At 64.5% G+C, this 15,587-nt stretch carries 16 protein-coding genes and 1 pseudogene; 6 read left to right on the top strand and 11 right to left on the bottom strand.

Annotated elements, in window-relative coordinates; genetic code table 11:
* Positions 1-284 precede the first annotated feature (284 nt).
* Both glmM and R6U53_RS06570 read right to left on the bottom strand, forming a co-directional pair.
* Positions 285-1,604 carry a phosphoglucosamine mutase gene (glmM, locus tag R6U53_RS06565; protein WP_410321560.1) on the bottom strand — a complete coding sequence of 440 codons (1,320 nt, stop codon included), beginning with the start codon at positions 1,602-1,604 and terminating at the stop codon, positions 285-287.
* A 30-nt stretch (positions 1,605-1,634) separates the two neighbouring features.
* Positions 1,635-1,814 carry a hypothetical protein gene (locus R6U53_RS06570; protein WP_410321561.1) on the bottom strand — a complete coding sequence of 60 codons (180 nt, stop codon included), beginning with the start codon at positions 1,812-1,814 and terminating at the stop codon, positions 1,635-1,637.
* 59 nt (positions 1,815-1,873) lie between these two features.
* On the opposite strand from R6U53_RS06570, the gene rpiA reads away from it, so the two are divergent.
* Complete coding sequence (rpiA, locus tag R6U53_RS06575; RefSeq protein WP_410321562.1) at positions 1,874-2,581, top strand: ribose-5-phosphate isomerase RpiA; 708 nt, start codon at positions 1,874-1,876, stop codon at positions 2,579-2,581.
* A gap of 74 nt (positions 2,582-2,655) precedes the next feature.
* Here the strand turns inward: rpiA and R6U53_RS06580 are convergent, their stop codons facing one another.
* Complete coding sequence (locus tag R6U53_RS06580; RefSeq protein ID WP_137276644.1) at positions 2,656-2,823, bottom strand: DUF1931 domain-containing protein; 168 nt, start codon at positions 2,821-2,823, stop codon at positions 2,656-2,658.
* Between the two features lie 244 nt (positions 2,824-3,067).
* On the opposite strand from R6U53_RS06580, the pseudogene R6U53_RS06585 reads away from it, so the two are divergent.
* Positions 3,068-3,647: pseudogene (locus tag R6U53_RS06585) on the top strand (hypothetical protein).
* A 435-nt stretch (positions 3,648-4,082) separates the two neighbouring features.
* The gene (locus R6U53_RS06590; RefSeq protein ID WP_410321563.1) at positions 4,083-4,343 is read left to right on the top strand and encodes a GIY-YIG nuclease family protein; all 261 of its coding nucleotides are present in this window, start codon (positions 4,083-4,085) and stop codon (positions 4,341-4,343) included.
* 247 nt (positions 4,344-4,590) lie between these two features.
* Here the strand turns inward: R6U53_RS06590 and R6U53_RS06595 are convergent, their stop codons facing one another.
* Complete coding sequence (locus tag R6U53_RS06595; RefSeq protein ID WP_410321564.1) at positions 4,591-5,112, bottom strand: archaemetzincin family Zn-dependent metalloprotease; 522 nt, start codon at positions 5,110-5,112, stop codon at positions 4,591-4,593.
* A 39-nt stretch (positions 5,113-5,151) separates the two neighbouring features.
* Here R6U53_RS06595 and R6U53_RS06600 point away from each other — a divergent pair, with 39 nt between their 5' ends.
* Both R6U53_RS06600 and R6U53_RS06605 read left to right on the top strand, forming a co-directional pair.
* A complete protein-coding gene (locus R6U53_RS06600; protein WP_410321565.1) occupies positions 5,152-5,541 on the top strand; it encodes a UPF0146 family protein in 390 nt (129 codons plus the stop codon).
* A 22-nt stretch (positions 5,542-5,563) separates the two neighbouring features.
* Positions 5,564-6,433: a TIGR01548 family HAD-type hydrolase gene (locus R6U53_RS06605; RefSeq protein ID WP_410321566.1), complete on the top strand. Its 870-nt coding sequence runs from the start codon at positions 5,564-5,566 to the stop codon at positions 6,431-6,433.
* Between the two features lie 15 nt (positions 6,434-6,448).
* On the opposite strand, the gene R6U53_RS06610 is transcribed toward R6U53_RS06605, so the two are convergent.
* From R6U53_RS06610 to R6U53_RS06630, 5 genes are all read right to left on the bottom strand, one after another.
* The gene (locus R6U53_RS06610; RefSeq protein ID WP_410321567.1) at positions 6,449-8,059 is read right to left on the bottom strand and encodes an ABC transporter ATP-binding protein; all 1,611 of its coding nucleotides are present in this window, start codon (positions 8,057-8,059) and stop codon (positions 6,449-6,451) included.
* On the bottom strand, positions 8,052-9,215 hold the full coding sequence (locus tag R6U53_RS06615) for an ABC transporter ATP-binding protein (protein ID WP_410321568.1): 1,164 nt from the start codon (positions 9,213-9,215) through the stop codon (positions 8,052-8,054). The genes R6U53_RS06610 and R6U53_RS06615 overlap by 8 nt, the downstream gene beginning before the upstream one ends.
* A gap of 1 nt (position 9,216) precedes the next feature.
* Positions 9,217-10,218: an ABC transporter permease gene (locus R6U53_RS06620; RefSeq protein ID WP_410321569.1), complete on the bottom strand. Its 1,002-nt coding sequence runs from the start codon at positions 10,216-10,218 to the stop codon at positions 9,217-9,219.
* On the bottom strand, positions 10,215-11,204 hold the full coding sequence (locus tag R6U53_RS06625) for an ABC transporter permease (protein WP_410321570.1): 990 nt from the start codon (positions 11,202-11,204) through the stop codon (positions 10,215-10,217). The genes R6U53_RS06620 and R6U53_RS06625 overlap by 4 nt, the downstream gene beginning before the upstream one ends.
* Positions 11,205-11,303: 99 nt before the next feature.
* Positions 11,304-12,953 (bottom strand): ABC transporter substrate-binding protein, encoded by a 1,650-nt coding sequence (locus R6U53_RS06630; protein ID WP_410321571.1) that lies wholly within the window; start codon positions 12,951-12,953, stop codon positions 11,304-11,306.
* A gap of 142 nt (positions 12,954-13,095) precedes the next feature.
* Here R6U53_RS06630 and npdG point away from each other — a divergent pair, with 142 nt between their 5' ends.
* Positions 13,096-13,764 (top strand): NADPH-dependent F420 reductase, encoded by a 669-nt coding sequence (gene npdG / locus R6U53_RS06635; protein ID WP_410321572.1) that lies wholly within the window; start codon positions 13,096-13,098, stop codon positions 13,762-13,764.
* A 43-nt stretch (positions 13,765-13,807) separates the two neighbouring features.
* On the opposite strand, the gene R6U53_RS06640 is transcribed toward npdG, so the two are convergent.
* Complete coding sequence (locus R6U53_RS06640; protein WP_410321573.1) at positions 13,808-14,113, bottom strand: MTH865 family protein; 306 nt, start codon at positions 14,111-14,113, stop codon at positions 13,808-13,810.
* Positions 14,110-15,582: a response regulator gene (locus R6U53_RS06645; RefSeq protein WP_410321574.1), complete on the bottom strand. Its 1,473-nt coding sequence runs from the start codon at positions 15,580-15,582 to the stop codon at positions 14,110-14,112. Before R6U53_RS06645 ends, R6U53_RS06640 begins: the two co-directional genes overlap by 4 nt.
* Positions 15,583-15,587 lie beyond the last annotated feature (5 nt).

A 15,587-nucleotide genomic window follows, 5' to 3' on the forward strand; every position in this document is an offset into this window, starting at 1 on the left:
CGGACGGTACGCAACTCCTCGCTCGCTACTGCGTGCCACACTATTATTATGTATGTCGCGCCCAAGCGTATCTGTATGCCGGAATGTCAAAACTGCGGTGCGTTCGTAACGGCAGCGTACGCACGGGTTTTCACGCCGAACGGCGTCGAGAATCCGCGCGTTTGCCCACAGTGTGAAGACAAGATTCGAGATGGCTCCGACGTTCGCGAAGCCCGCTCGACCCGCAGAACGTAACTCCCGTTTTCGTTCGGACCCGTCGGAAAACTACTCGCCGGTTTCCGCACTCACTTCCCGACGATCGCTTCCTCGACCAGTGTCTTCGCAGCCGACAACAGTTCATCCGCCCGCGACTCCGCGCGCGCTTCGGCCGTCACTCTGACGAGCGGCTGGGTGCCGCTCGCGCGGATCAAAAACCACCCCTCTCCGGCGTCGACCCGGACGCCGTCGAGCGTCTCGACCGACTCGTAGGCGTCGAGGACGCGCGATTCGACGCCCGCCACGATCTCCGATTTTCGCTCGACCTGGATGCTCGCTCGGCGAATCGGATACGAGGGGATCGCCGACAGCCGATCTTCGAGCGGTTCGTCGACGGCCATCGTCGCGATCCGGATCGCGGCCAGCGGACCGTCCGGACACAGCGTCTCATCGGGCCAGATCCACGCGCCCGAGGGCTCCCCGCCGAAGGCGACGTCCGGGGCCGTGGCGGCCGCCGCGACGTGGACGTCCCCGACCGGTGTTCGCGTCACGTCGACGCCGCGATCGGCCAGGAAGTCCTCGACGGCGAGGCTGGTGTCAACCGGTACCGCGACCCGTTCGCCCGACTCCGCGGCGTCGGCCGCGAACAGCGCCAACAGCGCGTCGCCCGAGAGGAACGTGCCGTCACCGGCGACGGCCCGCATCCGGTCCGCGTCGCCGTCGTGGGCGATCCCGAGGTCGTACTCGCCCTCGGCAACGAGCGTCGCGAGCGCGGTGCAGTTTTCGGCGGTCGGCTCGGAGGGCCGGCCCGGAAACCGGCCGTCGGGCTGGGCGTTGAGCGTTTCGACGCGGCTGCCGGCTTCGATGAGCGCCTCGACACTCACCCCGCCGGCCCCGTTCCCGAGGTCAACGGCGATATCCAGAGCGATCGAACCGGCGCCGCCGGCCGCGTCGACGAGAGCCTCGACGTGGCGCTCGCTTCCGTCAGCCGACGTTCGATCGCCCAGACCGTCCCACGCTCGGAGTTCGTACTCGCCCGCCTCGACTCGATCCGTGATCCGATCCTGCCCGGCGGCGTCGTAGGCTTGCCCCGACGGTTGCCACAGCTTTAGTCCGTTGTCCTCGGGGGGGTTGTGGCTCGCGGTCACCGATACGCCCGCGTCGGCGCCCAGCCAGCCGACGTTTCGGGCGATCGTCGGCGTGGCAGCGACACCAATGTCGACGACGTCGGTGCCGAGTTCCCGGAGACCGGCCGCCAGCGCGTCCGCGAGTACCGTGCCGCTCGCTCGCGGGTCCCGCCCGACGACGACGCGGTCCGTCTCGACGCCGAGCGCCCGCCCGACGTACAGCGCCGTCTCCGCGGTTACCTCCTCGCCGACCGGACCCCTGATCCCGCTGGTTCCGAACATACCGGCACCTACGGCGGCACGATCAAAGTTCTACCCGTCGGGCGACCACGCACAGGCGTCACCGTCCGTCAATCCCTCCGTCTCGATGTGGGCCGACAGACACGCATAGTTGCAGAAACCGCCGGCGGAAACGCGCTCGCCACCGCCCGTTTCCTCGACGTAGACCGGCTCGTACGCCGAGAGGTCGCTCCCACAGTAAGTACACTCCATGCCCCATGGACCGAGGTCGCACCACAAGTGCTTTTTCCGCTTCGGTGTGAGTCGTGCACATGAAACGGCCGGGCGGGACCGAGGAGCAAAAACGCCGCGCCGGCGAAAGCGCCGCGAGAGCGGTTTCCGACGGAGACGTTGTCGGCCTCGGGACCGGGTCGACGGCCGCCGTCGCCATCCGTGCGCTCGGCCGTCGGGTCGACTCGGGGCTCGACGTTCGTGGGGTCCCCACGTCGTATCAGTCCCGGGCGCTCGCCCGCGACGCCGGAATTCCGCTGACGACGCTCGACGACGCGCTCCCCGACGTAGCCATCGACGGCGCCGACCAGATCGCCGGTCTCGAACGCGACGGTCCCGCGGACGTGATAAAAGGCGGCGGGGCGGCTCACGCCCGCGAGAAGATCGTCGACGCCGCGGCCGACCGGTTCGTCGTCGTCGCCGATCCGACGAAACTCGCCGACGATCTCGACGCCCCGGTCCCGATCGAGGTGCTCTCGGACGCCGTTTCGGTCGTCGAGTCGGCACTGGTCGCACTCGGCGGTGAACCGACGCTCCGGGCCGCCGAACGCAAGGACGGCCCGGTCGTAACCGAAAACGGCAACCTCGTCGTCGATTGTGGGTTCGGTGCGATCGGCGATCCGGCCTCGCTCGCGGACGGCATCGCGGCGCTTCCGGGCGTCGTCGAACACGGGCTGTTCGTCGGGATGGTCGACGAGGTACACGTCGGCGTCGCCGACGGTGTCGAGGTATATCCCCGAGAGTCTTGACCCCCACTCTCCACGCTGTGGATGCGGCCGCCGCTATTCGGCGTGACGTCGAAAGAATATGAACGTTTTCGACCTTACAGGTCGCGCGGCTGAACCGTCTTTCGGTCGTTCTCTTCGGCTCGGCGTGCGGCGTCCTCGAGGAGTTCCTCGACTTCCGCATCGAGTGCGTCGTAGAAGTCCGAAGCAACGTTCATGTCATCGAGCGCTTCCTTTACGGCGGCTTTGACGATCAGGTCTGCCATACAAACAGCGGTTTTCCCGGCCCCCTTATATACTTTCCCAAAAGGGGGCGGTATAGCCGCTTCTATCGCCGGTTTAAGGGGTCTAGACGCCACCAATCCCGGGCTCGATCGTGGAGGGATTTAAATATTCCCCCCGTTTCGACGGTCGCGCCATTCTCGCGGCGGATTCGAGCGGTTCTCGCGCGCTTCAGGTCGCCCGTCCGGAGGGGACAGGTTCCTTGCCGCCGGTGTAGAACGGCCGTTCATGCACGACATACTGGACGCCGTCGCCGACGGGGAGCTCTTACCCGCCGCTGCCGAGGCCGAGCTCCGCGGATACGCCCGCACGGAGGCCGGTCGGTTCGACGCCGGAAAGACACCCGAGGAAACCGCGACGATGACCGCCGCCGTGATGGAAACGACCGACAGCGCGCCCGAGTACGAAACTGCCGTCGCTGTCCGCCACTGCAACTGTCGTCACGGCCGACACGTCCGATGCGTTTCCGGCCGGCGAAGCCGCGGTCGTCCTCGAGGAGATGGGCGCACGCGTCGACCGGATCGACGACGTCGGGGTGGCCGGGATCGCCCGGCTGTTCGATCGGCTCGACGCGATCCGCGAAGCCGACGTACTCGTCGTCGCCACCGGTCGCGAAGGCGCGCTTCCGACCGTGCTCGGCGGTCTCGTCTCGACGGGGTACGGCCACGGCGGGTCGGGACAGGCGGCCCTCGCCGGTATGTTACCGTCGTGTGCGCCGATCATTGTCGTCAACATCGACGCCGGATTCACCGCGGGCCCACAGGCGGGTCTGATCGCCCGATCGATATCGGCGGCCCGGAGCGACTGATCCGTTCGTCAACCCGTTTAACTCCCTCGAATCCGGCCGTTTGGTACCGTCTGCCGAGGGTATTAATGCCTCGAAGCCCTCCCTTCGTGTACGGACGAGGTGACCCCTCGCCGACAACAGAATGCCCAGATGTGATCACTGTGATGCGCACGTCTCGGGACGGTTTGCCCGCGTGTTCGCCGACGAGAGTGGGCACATACGCGCGTGCCCGAACTGTTCCGCGAACGCCGGGATCGCCGAGGTCTCGAGGGAACGCGCACACGACTGAGCGGAACCGTCGCACGTTGTGAGATCGCTCCCGGACGGACCCTGCGTTCCGTCTATGGAGAGCGGGTACGACGACCCGGAAACGAATTCAATTGGACGAACAGCGGCCGATCGGCCGCCTGGCCCCGATCCATCGCTATTTTGTGCGCCCGTTGCGAACCGCCAGCGATGGCCTCCGACGCCCACTACGTCTACGTCGTCGAGTGCGCCGACGGCTCTTTATATACCGGTTACACGACCGACATCGAGCGCCGACTCGCAGAGCACAACGCGGGCACCGGGGCGAAGTACACGCGCGGGCGGACGCCCGTCGAACTCGTTTATAAGGAAACGTTCGAGGGCCGCTCGGCCGCGATGCGCCGCGAACACGAGATCAAGGCGTTTCCGCGGGATCGGAAGGAGCGGTTGGTGAGAGAGTCGAGCGAGTGACGCTGTCACTCCGAATAAGTAATCGCCTCACAAATGCTCCGTCCGTCGCTCGTGACCAGTGTGTACTCGAACGTCGGATGGGTGACCATTCGACACTGACGCTTCGTGCGCCGTGTCCCCTCTCGGCACCCGTCGCTCGCCATCGTAGCCATCGACGTCGCTGCACGTGCCGTAGCGCCGCTGGACGATCTGCACGCGGAGCGTCCTCAAAAAGCCAGCCCGGTTTATATACCACTCCCGCGGGCCCTTACAAAACCAGCCGCTGACAGCTGCCGCAGAGGTTCTCCTCCTTGACGTCGACCTCCCGCACCGTCGGCGAGAAGTTCATCACGCAGCGAGAGTTGTCGCAGTGTTCGAGCCCGAGCGTGTGGCCGATCTCGTGGACGACCTCCTTTCGGACCCGGTCGGCGAAGATGTCGCTGGCGGATCGCTCGGAGAATCCGCCGTCCGAGGACGTCTGCAGGCGATACGTCGAGATGACCGAGCCGTTGCCGGAGAGATACGCGAGGCCGAACACGTAGTTCCGGCGGCGATAGTAGAGGTCGTGGGCCGTGATCGCAATATTCTTCTCGCCGCTGCCAACCCGACCGGCGAGTTCGATGAACTCCTCGGCCCGGTACTGCTCGCGTCCGGCGTCGTACGCCCCGTCCGGGACGGGCTGGCTCTCGTGAATCGTCACCTCGCAGTCGTAGACTGAGCGCAGCCCGCTGGATGCCTCCCGCTTTACTACTGCGGGAAGGTCGCCGACCGGCACGATATCGACGTGCATGGGAAAGCGTTAGATACCGTTGCTGATAAACATCCCGACGTGCACAGCGATCCGAAGACGGCGCTCGTCGACCGGTTGTGCCGGTACGGGGCGCTCGTGGAAGTGGGCGTCGGCAACCGACCCGACGTCGCGGCCGGACTGGCCGACCGCGGCTGTCGCGTCACGGCGACCGACGTGCACGATCGATCCGTTCCCGACACCGTTCGGTTCGTTCGCGACGACGTGACCGACCCCGATCCGGACCTCTACCGGGATGTCGACGCGGTGTACGCGCTGAACTGTCCACCAGAACTTCAACGTCCCCTCGCGGACACCGCCCGAACCGCCGACGCGGACTGTCTGTTCACCACGCTCGGCGGCGATCCGGCGGTCGTCGACGCGACTCCCGAAACGCTTTCGGGAGACACGCTGTTTCGACTCAACACATGACCACACTCTCGCGACTCAAACCATGAACGTCGACGCAGTGATTCTCGACATCGACGGCGTGCTCGTCGACGTGGCCGACTCCTATCGGCGGGCGATCGTTGAATCGATCGAGTACGTCTACGGCGATACGATCGAGTACGACCACATCCAGCTATTCAAGGACGCGGGAGGGTTCAACAACGACTGGGAGTTGACCTACGCCGCCGCGCTGTACGTCCTCGCGCGCCGCGAGAAGCCACAGTTGAGCATCGAGACGTACACGGGCTTGATCGCCGCCTCGGGCGGCGGGCCAGCGGCCGCCGAAACCGCGATAGCCGACGAACTCGATCCGGCGGATCGCGAACAGATCCTCTCCGAATGGGACAGGTCGCGTCTCCGCGAGGTGTTCCAACAGCTGTACCTCGGCGGCGACCTCTACCGCCGACTGGAAGGAAAAGAGCCCGACCCGGACCTCGACCGCGAGGGGTTCATCCACGACGAACCGGTGTTGCTCACGCCCGAGACGCGCGAGAAACTGGTGGCGTGGCCGCTCGGCGTCGTCACCGGGCGTCCGGCCGCCGAGGCCGACATCGCCCTCGACCGGGTCGGCCTCGACGTCCCCGACGAGCGCCGCTTTACCATGGACGACTGGGAGGCGGGCAAACCGGATCCACACGCCCTGTGTACGCTCGCAGAACGGCTCGACGCGAACCGGTCGGTCTTCGTCGGGGACACCCTCGACGACGTTCGGACCGCTGTCAACGCCGCCGAGGCCGATCCGACGCGGACGTACCACAGCGTCGGCGTCCTCACTGGGGGACTCACGGGCGACGAGGGGCGTCGAAAATACCGGAGCGCCGGCGCGGACGTGATCGTCGATTCGATCAACGAGTTGCCGAACCTGCTGAAGTAACTGCGTTCGTCCGCTCTACGGTTCTTCGATCGGATCGACGTCGCCGGGATCGACCTCACTCGGCAGTCCGTGGAGATGGCATGCGACCCGACCCGGCGACGGATTGTGCGTCTCGCAGACGCTCTCGTATCGCTCCCTGAGCGTCTCGGCCGCCCGATCCCACTCGCGGTCAAGGATCGCTTCGAACGCCTCGACGATCCGATCGCGCTCGCCGTCGGGAAGCGTCACGTCGTCTTCAAGCAACCGATCGAACAGCGATTCGACGGTCTCGTCCTCATCGATAGCGAGATCCTCGCGCTCCAGCCGTCCCCGAACGTCCATCACGTTCCGGTACGCCGCCTGCGAGAGATCGACGCCGGCCGGCGGAATTACCTTCGGACACCGGGTTCGGAACCGGCAGCCCGACGGCGGATTCCTCGGCGACGGCACATCGCCGGAGAGCGGTTCGACCTCGCGGTCACGCTCGGTCGTCGAGGCTCGCGGAACGCTCTCTAAGAGCGCCTGCGTGTAGGGGTGTTGTGGATCCGAGAAGAGCGCCTCGGTCGGCGCGATCTCGACGATCTCGCCGAGGTACATCACCGCGACCCGATCGCAGATGTGCCGGATGACACTGAGGTCGTGGCTGATGAAGAGGTAGGTCAGGTCGAGCTCCGATTGGAGGTCACCGAGCAGGTTGAGGATCTGCGCCTGCACGGAGACGTCGAGCGCGCTCGTCGGTTCGTCCAACACGAGGAACTCGGGGTCCAACGCGAGCGCGCGAGCGATCCCGATCCGCTGGCGCTGGCCGCCCGAGAACTCGTTCGGATACCGGTCGATCTGGTCCGCCGAGAGCCCGACGCGTTCGAGCAGATCTGCCACCCGCTCGCGTCTGAGCTGCTTGTCGGATCGACCGACTCGAACCTCGATGTCCAACTCCTCGCCGCCCGAAACGACGAGTTCGAGCCGTTCGTCGACCGACACCTCCACCGGCTTCCCACCGACTTCGACGTAGCCGTGCGGGTCGGTGGGCGCGATCGTCGTCTCCGTCGGGAACGACTCCGGCGGCTCCTCGGGCGTCCGACGCCGGGCCGTGAGGTGTACCGTCGCGATGCCGTTCTCGGGGTCGAGTCCATCGACGCGGTGAACGTCGTCCGCGACGGTTATGCTCGCGTCGACTCCCTCCGTCTGCAGGTCGCCCTCCGTTCGGACGCCCGCTTCCGGCCAGGGCCACTCGTGGACGTCGAGCGGCTGTCTGACCGATCCGCCGATCGTCAAGCGGGGATCGAGACTGGAGAACGGATCCTGAAAGACGACGCCGGCGCGTCGGCGAAACGAGAACAGATCGTCGCTTTCGACGATGTTTTGCCCGTCGTACTCGACCGTTCCCCCGGTCGGTTCGAGCAGTTGCAGCACCGTCTCGCCGGCCGTCGACTTTCCGCAGCCGGATTCGCCGACGAGTCCGAGCGTTTCGCCGGCGTGAATGTCGAAACCGATCCCGTCGACGGCCCGGACCGGATTCGACGTCTCCCCGAGCAGTCGATCGAGGAGCGTCGTCCCCGTGTCGAAGTGTTTTCGAAGGTTCCGGACACGGACGAGCGGTCCGTCGGTTTCCCTCTCGCCGCTCTCTGTGTCGCTCGTTTCACTCATCGAAGTGTCCCTCCGGGATGGCGGTCGCCTCGTCGTAGGGCTTCTCGGCCAGATAACACATCGTGGCGTGCTCGTCGTCGATCTCGAACTCCGGCGGCTTTTGCAGACACTCCTCCATCGCCTTCGGGCAGCGATCGGCGAAGTAACACCGGTCTTCCATCTCCGAGTCGAGCAGGCTGGGGACGTTCCCGGTGATGGGACTGAGTCGCCCCGACGCCCCGTCGAGGTCCGGAATCGAGCCGAGCAGTCCGTTCGTGTAGGGATGGACCGGATCGTCGAAGACGTCGGTTAGCGTGCCCCGTTCGACGATTTCGCCCGCGTACATCACGCCGACGCGGTCGCACATCCTCGCGACGACGCCGAGGTTATGCGTGATGAGGACCGTCGTCATGCCGATCTCCTCGCTCAGCTCGTCGAGCAGATCGAGCACCTGCGCTTGGATCGTCACGTCGAGTGCGGTCGTCGGTTCGTCCGCGACCAGCACGTCCGGTTCGCCCGCCAGCGCCTGTGCGATCATCGCTCGCTGTAACATGCCGCCGGAGAACTGGTGAGGATATTCGTCGGCGCGTTCGGCCGGATCGGGGATCCCGACGGTTTCGAGCAGCTCTACCGCCTCGGCCTTCGACGCCTCGCTCACGAAGTCGCGATCCGGGACGATCGAATCGACGATGAACGACCCGAACCCGTATCCCTGCGTTCGCGACCGTGTCGACCGCGGGTTCGCGCTCGTTCGACGCTGCACTTCGACCGCTTCGGCGATCTGCTCGCCGACCGTCAGCGTCGGATTGAAACTGCTCTCGGGGTCCTGAAAGATCGTTCCGAACGAGGTTCCCCGAAGCGATCGTCTGATTCCCTCGGGAACCGAACAGAGGTCGACGAAGTCGCCGTCGACGGCGTTCGGATGGTCACCGCGGACCGCGTCGGCGAGTTCGGCGTTTCGATACTCGATCGATCCGTCGGTGATCTCGCCGGGCGACTCGATCAGCCCGACGATCGACAGCGCGGTGACGCTCTTTCCGGATCCGGATTCGCCGACGATCCCGAACGTCTCGCCGCTCCGGACGGTCATGTCGACGTCCGAGACCGCGTTCACTTGCCCTTCGCCGGTGAAAAACCGCGTCGAGAGGCCTTCGATTCGGATGAGTTCCTCGCTCATCTCAGGCACCTCGCTGTCCCCCCTCGATGTTCGGATCGAGCGCATCGCGGAGCCAATCGCCGAGCAGGTTCACGCCGATGACGGTGAGCATGATCCCGATGCCGGGGAGCGCCGAGATCCACGGCCGGGTTCGAAGCAGGTCCTGTCCGCGCTCGATCTCGTAGCCCCACGACAGCGTCGTCCCCGAAAAGCCGAGATACGCCAGGGAGGCTTCGATCAGAATTATGACCGCGACCTGGATCGTCGCGAGCACGATGATCGGCGTGAGGCTGTTCGGGAGTACGTGTTTTTTCAGAATCGTTCGGTTGCTCGCACCGAAACTCTCCGCGGCCTTGACGTACTCTTGGTTGCGCAACGAGAGCGCTTCGCCGCGAGCGACGCGGGCGAACCACACCCACGTCACGAGCGCGACGACGATCGTGACCGTCCCGGGTATCGGCACGGATGCGGGCATCCCCTCCGCAAAGCCCGCCATCACGATCGGATCGGGCATCTGTACCGGGGATTTTCCGAACACACCGATCAACGCGAGCGCGAGTATGAGCGCCGGGAACGCGAGCATGACGTCGGCGATCCGCATCATCCCGGCGTCGACGCGCCCGCCGTAATAACCGGACACGAGTCCGAAGGGGACACCGATCACGAGTGCGAGGATCGTCCCGACGAGCCCAACGACGATCGAGATCCGCGCCCCGTAGAGGAAGCGAGAGAAGACGTCCTGTCCGACGTTGTTCGTGCCGAGGTAGTGTTCGCTCGTCGGCGAGATCGTCACTTCCTGGATCTCCCCGCCCGTCGCGACGTCGGTGGTGTACTCCATCCCCAGCGGGGGGTACGGCTGCCCGTTTTCGTCGAAGTTCCCGGTACTCGTTGGATTGTGGGTCGCCAAGACCGGCGCGAACACGGAGAAAAATACCATTATGAGCAACAGTGCAAGTCCGACTTTCGGGAGCAGACTGGACGAAAACGTCGACTTGAGGTTGGTTTTGATTCTGTCGGAGATCATTCCGCGCTCACCTGCGGATCGAGGTAGTTGTAGATCGCATCGACGAATATGTTGATCGTCACGAATCCGATGGCGACGAAGACGATGATCCCCTGCATTAGCGGCCAGTCTCGCGCGTTGAGGGCATCGACCAGTCGGAGCCCGAGTCCCGGCCAGTTGAACACCGTCTCGGTGATGACCGCGCCTCCCAGCAGGGTCCCCAGTTGGAGACCGAGCACGGTGACGATCGGAATCATCGTGTTCCGGAGGACGTGTTTGTACTTTACCAACACCTCCGGAAGTCCCTTCGCCTTCGTCGCGGTCACGTATGGTTTCCCGAGTTCGTCGACCATCCCGCTTCGCGTCAGCCGGGTGATGAGCGCGGTGAAGTACGTTCCCAGTGTGACCGCCGGCAGCGCGATGTGGTGCAACCAGGTCCCGAGATCGCCGACCGATCCGGTCTGGACGAGCGTGATCACGGCTTCATCGAGTCCGACGGCGCGACGCCCCGTCGGGAAGACGCCGACCCAGACGCTCAAAACCAGAATCAACATGAGCCCGAGCCAGAAGTTCGGAGTGCTGATGCCGAGGAGAGAAAACATCGTGGCGCCGTAGTCGGACGGCTGGTTCCTGCGGGTCGCCGAAATCACGCCGAGCGGAATCGCGATGAGAACAGCGATGATCGTCGCCGCGATCGCGAGTTCGAGCGTCGCCGGGATCCGCTCTATTACCATCGCCTCGACCTCCCGATTCGATTGCCAGGAGTAGCCGAAATCGCCGACCAAAATCCCTTGTACGTACTCGAGGTACTGGACGTATATCGGGTCGTTGAGCCCTTCCTGTTCTCTAACGCGCTGTATCGTCTCGGTTGTCGCGCCCTCCCCGAGCATGAGCGTCGCTGGATCACCCGGCGATACCGCCCGGAGCCCGAACATGATCGTGATGACTCCCCAGACGACGAACACCCCCTGCAGTATCCGTCGAACGAGGAACTTTCCCATCGACATTTTAATGTATCCATAAGAACGGCGCACCGATAATTACGCTTTCGTGACGCCGTCCACGCACGGTTTGTGTGTTTTATTTGGTTTTAGGCTTTGAGGTGGTTACGCGTCCATGCCCCAGATGTAGACGCTCTCGTCCTCTCGGGGCTCCCACTCGATGGCCTCGTTGACGCCGTAGATACTCTCTTGTGTGTGCAAGAAGACGAACGGTGCCTTCTCGTGAGCGAGTCGGTTGACTTCTTCGAGCTGTTCGCGTCGTTCGTCCGGGTCTTCGATCTGCTGGCTCTCCTCGATCGCGTCGCTGAGTTCCTCGTCGTCGAACGTCCTGGTTCCGGAGTCCTGGCTGAAAAAGCCCTGCACCCCGTAGTCGGTATCGCCCGTGATCGTCCCCCATCCGATCATGAAGAACGGGATCTCGAACTCGTCGGGGTCGATGCCCGCGGAGTTTGCATCCGAGACGACACCGAAGTCGACGATGCTCACGTCACAGTTCACGTTGGGGAGTTGATCGATCTGGTCCGCCGCCGTCTCGCCGACCGCGGCGTCGTTGAGATACCGGCCCTGCGGGACGACGAGTTCGATCTCGACGTCACCGTAGCCGCTCTCCTCGACGAGGCTTTCGGCCATCGCGAGATCCTGCTCGTAGGGCTCGATCTCGTCGTTGAATCCGTTGATTCCCGGGGCGACCGGCTGTCCTCGGGCCTCGCCGAAGCCGCTGAGAACTGAATCGACGATTCCCGCGTTGTCGACGGCGTAGTTCATCGCCTGTCGGAACTCGAGGCTGTCGAACGGCTCGACCGTGTTCTTCATCGGCAAGAAGATGTTCCGGAAGCTCGTAACCTGCCGTATCTCGACCCCATCGGCGTCCTGGACGGTCGTGACGTCCTCGGGGAGGATGTTGATCGTCAGGTCCGCCTCACCGGTTTCGAGGGCGGCGACCCGACCGCTGGATTCGCCGTTCGCGTTGAACGTGACGCGCTCGAACGGCGGCTCCTCGCCCCAATAGTCGTCGAAGCGCTCGAGGACGACCTCCTCGCCCGACGTGAATTCGACGACCTCGTAGGGGCCGGTTCCGTTGAAATCCTCGGGGTCCGCCCCCGAGATCGTCTCGCCCTCCTGATCCGCGTCGTAGTTTTCGATCGACCACTCGCGGTTCATTGCGCGGGCGTAGTTTCCGAATTCGAACTCTGCGAGGCCCGGGGCCGCGGAGTAGTTGACCTCGAGAACCGTCTCGTCGGTCGCCTCGGCACCCTCGATGGAGCCGAGACCGAACGCCCCGATGTCGCTCGTGACGCCGATCTCGTTGTCGACCGTCCGGTTTATGGTCCACGCGACGTCCTCGGCGGTCAACTCGTCACCGTTGTGGAAGACCACGTCGTCGCGGAGTCGCAGCTCAGTCGCGCCGTCGCCCAGAATCTCCGTCTCCTCGACGACGCGCGGGAAGATCCCCTCGCCCGGTTCGAAATCGAACAGCGGCTCGTAGATGTGATCGAGGACGTCGAAGTAGTCGCCGGTGATGTGATCGAGCGGATCGATCGTATCGGGGAACTGCGAGAGCGTGATCGTGATCTCGTCGAGGTCACCGTTCCCGTTGCCGTTTCCGCTCCCGTTCCCACCGTTGCCGTTCCCACCGTTGCCGTTCCCACCGTTGCCGTTGCCGCCACAGCCGGCCAACCCCACGCTCGCTGCGACCGCACCCGCGGTCCCGCCGTACTGGAGGAACGTCCGTCTGTCGACGTTTCTTCGTGACATGTCCGCGAAATGGGGTGACTCTTACATATACTTTTATCATTATTTATGTGTGTTTCTGTACACCTTGGTACAAATCCCCCCACTCGGGGCAAGCCTCTCCGATCACACAACGGTTAACCTCCCGTTACCCGACGTACCACGCATGAGAATCGCGATTCTCGGCGGAACCGGAGATATCGGACAGGGTCTCGTGCTTCGATGGGGGTTCGATACGTCCCACGAAATCCTCATCGGATCGCGCGACCCCGAAAAGGCGCGGACGAAGGGCGAGGAGTACGAGACCGAACTCGACAGCCGCGGCGTCGAGACCTCGATCAAGGGATTCGAGAACGCGATGGCGGCCGATCGCGCCGACGTCGTCGTGTTGGCGGTGCCGGCGTACCACGTCGTCGACACGATCGAGACCATCGCGGACCGACTCGATTCGGAGACGATCCTCGTCACGCCCGCGGTCGGGATGAAACGCGACGAGGGCGGTTTCCACTACAATCGCCCCGGTGCGGGTAGCGTCGCCGCGCTCGCCGACGAGGCGAAACCCGACGACGTGCCGCTGGTCGGCGCCTTCCACAACCTTCCGGCGGGCGGCCTCGCCGACCTCGACGAGGAACTCGACTGGGACACGCTAGTCTTCGGCGACGACGACGACGCCAAATCGATCGTTATCGATCTCGCCTCGGGAATCGAGGGGCTGCGTCCGCTCGACGTCGGCGGACTCACCAACGCACCCGAGGTCGAGGCGGTCACGCCGCTTTTGATCAACGTCGCGATGCGAAACGAGGGGCTGCACGACCTCGGCGTGAAATTCCAGTAGCACCCGAACCGTGTGGGTGGTCTCTTTTGATCGGACGCAGCGTCTAGATGAGATCCTCGGCCCGCAACCCGTCCATCAGATCGTTCACGAACGCCTCCGGCGTCTCGTACGGAAACGACTGATACGTGTACAGGTGAGCGGCTATCGACGCGGCCGACATGGAGAACTCCCCCGCCTCGAACCGGGTCGTCATTCCGTTCGGCAGCGCCGAGACGGCACCGATCTGATCCTCGATCGGGTACTCGGCCGCCTCGATCGCCGCGAAGAACTGCTCTCTGAGTTCGGTTTCCGTTTCGGTTCTCGCCTCTCCGCCGCTTTCGGTGTCCGAGTCCTTGTCTGTGTTACTCATTCGATGTCGACCTCCGTGATTTCGATTCGCGTTCCGTTCGCCCCCGATGCGGCATCGCCATCCGCGATATCGATATCGATCTCCCACCCGTGCGCCTCGGCGATCCCTCGACAGATCCGCAATCCGAGTCCTACGCCGCGCTCGGCCGTCGCGTCGTCGGTGTCGCTCACCGCCTCGCGCGCCTTCGACGGAATGCAGCCGTCGTTTTCGATATACAACCCGTCCGCGAGCGTCCCGACGCGAACCGTCACGCGGCTATCGCCCCCGACATCCTCGGCGGTCGCGGTCCCCCGTGTCGACCCGTGTTCGACGCCGTTCCGAAACAGGTTCTCCAACAGCGTCTGCAATCGGTCGGGGTCCGCTTCGACGGTCCCGTCGGCGTCGATCCGCAACTCGGCGCGTCGCGTCGAGACGATTCCCCAGGCGCGCTCGGCCACGGTCGAGAGCTCGACCGCTTCGCAGGTGTCGATGGCCTTCTCCGTTCGCGCCCACGTCAGCGCGCTCTCGATGACCGAGCCCATGTGACTCAGCGCCGACTCCACCTCGTCGAGGTGGTCGCTCTCGCACTCCTCGCTCGCCAGGGCAGTCCGCCCTTTCGCGACGTCGAGCGGGTTCCGGAGATCGTGTGAGACGAACCCCGTGAACTCCTCGAGACGCTCGTTTTGCCGCTTGAGCTCCTCGGCATGTCGCTTCCGTTCCGTGATCTCGCGCGTGTGAACTATGAAGCCATCGATGACCGGGTCCTCGACCATGTTCCGGGCGTGGTTCTCGACCCAGATCCACCCGTCTTCGGGATGCTCGAACCGGAACTCGACCGACGGGATCCGCTCAGGGTTCTCGATCGATCGGCCGAACTGCTTGATCGCTTCCACTCGGTCCTCTGGGTGAACGTGGTCGAACCCGATACCCCCGATGAGTTCCTCCGGTTCGTATCCCAAGATCCGCTTCGAAGACGGTGTTAAGTACTGCCACCGCCCCATCTCGTCGACGATCGAGATCACGTCCGTCGAGTGCGTGGCGAGCTTTCGGAACTTCTCTTGTGTCTCTTCGACCCGTCGCTCGGCCCGACGTTGGCCCACGGCGTTCTCGATTCGGTTCGCGAGCACGCTGTACTGTCCGACGTTCCCCTCCTTTTGAAGGTAGCCGGTGACGCCGGCCGCGATCGCTTCGCTCGCGATCTCCTCCGATCCCTTCCCGGTAAAGAGGATGAACGGAAGGTCGGGATGATCCTCGCGGACGACTTCGAGGAGTTCGAGCCCGTCCATCCCCGGCATATCGTAGTCACTCACGACGCAGTCGAACGTGGTCGCGGAGAGGCGTGTGAGTGCCTCGTGTGGACCCGTCTCGGTGACGCACTCGAAGCGGTCGTCCTCCCGGTGTAACAGCTCCGTCGCCAGTTCCACCAAGCGAGGGTCGTCGTCGACGTGCAGGATCCGAATCGCATCGTCCCCGCCCGTCTCCGCGGTCATCGCCA

It is taken from the genome of Natronomonas sp. (genome assembly GCF_046483325.1).
Classification (GTDB): domain Archaea; phylum Halobacteriota; class Halobacteria; order Halobacteriales; family Haloarculaceae; genus Natronomonas.

Excerpts from the sequence above, each read along its gene's own strand:
- glmM (WP_410321560.1), bottom strand. The coding sequence starts at position 1,604 with ATGTTCGGAACCAGCGGGATCAGGGGTCCGGTCGGCGAGGAGGTAACC.
- R6U53_RS06570 (WP_410321561.1), bottom strand. The coding sequence starts at position 1,814 with ATGGAGTGTACTTACTGTGGGAGCGACCTCTCGGCGTACGAGCCGGTC.
- rpiA (WP_410321562.1), top strand. The coding sequence starts at position 1,874 with ATGAAACGGCCGGGCGGGACCGAGGAGCAAAAACGCCGCGCCGGCGAA.
- R6U53_RS06580 (WP_137276644.1), bottom strand. The coding sequence starts at position 2,823 with ATGGCAGACCTGATCGTCAAAGCCGCCGTAAAGGAAGCGCTCGATGAC.
- R6U53_RS06590 (WP_410321563.1), top strand. The coding sequence starts at position 4,083 with ATGGCCTCCGACGCCCACTACGTCTACGTCGTCGAGTGCGCCGACGGC.
- R6U53_RS06595 (WP_410321564.1), bottom strand. The coding sequence starts at position 5,112 with ATGCACGTCGATATCGTGCCGGTCGGCGACCTTCCCGCAGTAGTAAAG.
- R6U53_RS06605 (WP_410321566.1), top strand. The coding sequence starts at position 5,564 with ATGAACGTCGACGCAGTGATTCTCGACATCGACGGCGTGCTCGTCGAC.
- R6U53_RS06610 (WP_410321567.1), bottom strand. The coding sequence starts at position 8,059 with ATGAGTGAAACGAGCGACACAGAGAGCGGCGAGAGGGAAACCGACGGA.
- R6U53_RS06615 (WP_410321568.1), bottom strand. The coding sequence starts at position 9,215 with ATGAGCGAGGAACTCATCCGAATCGAAGGCCTCTCGACGCGGTTTTTC.
- R6U53_RS06620 (WP_410321569.1), bottom strand. The coding sequence starts at position 10,218 with ATGATCTCCGACAGAATCAAAACCAACCTCAAGTCGACGTTTTCGTCC.
- R6U53_RS06625 (WP_410321570.1), bottom strand. The coding sequence starts at position 11,204 with ATGTCGATGGGAAAGTTCCTCGTTCGACGGATACTGCAGGGGGTGTTC.
- R6U53_RS06630 (WP_410321571.1), bottom strand. The coding sequence starts at position 12,953 with ATGTCACGAAGAAACGTCGACAGACGGACGTTCCTCCAGTACGGCGGG.
- npdG (WP_410321572.1), top strand. The coding sequence starts at position 13,096 with ATGAGAATCGCGATTCTCGGCGGAACCGGAGATATCGGACAGGGTCTC.
- R6U53_RS06640 (WP_410321573.1), bottom strand. The coding sequence starts at position 14,113 with ATGAGTAACACAGACAAGGACTCGGACACCGAAAGCGGCGGAGAGGCG.
- R6U53_RS06645 (WP_410321574.1), bottom strand. The coding sequence starts at position 15,582 with ATGACCGCGGAGACGGGCGGGGACGATGCGATTCGGATCCTGCACGTC.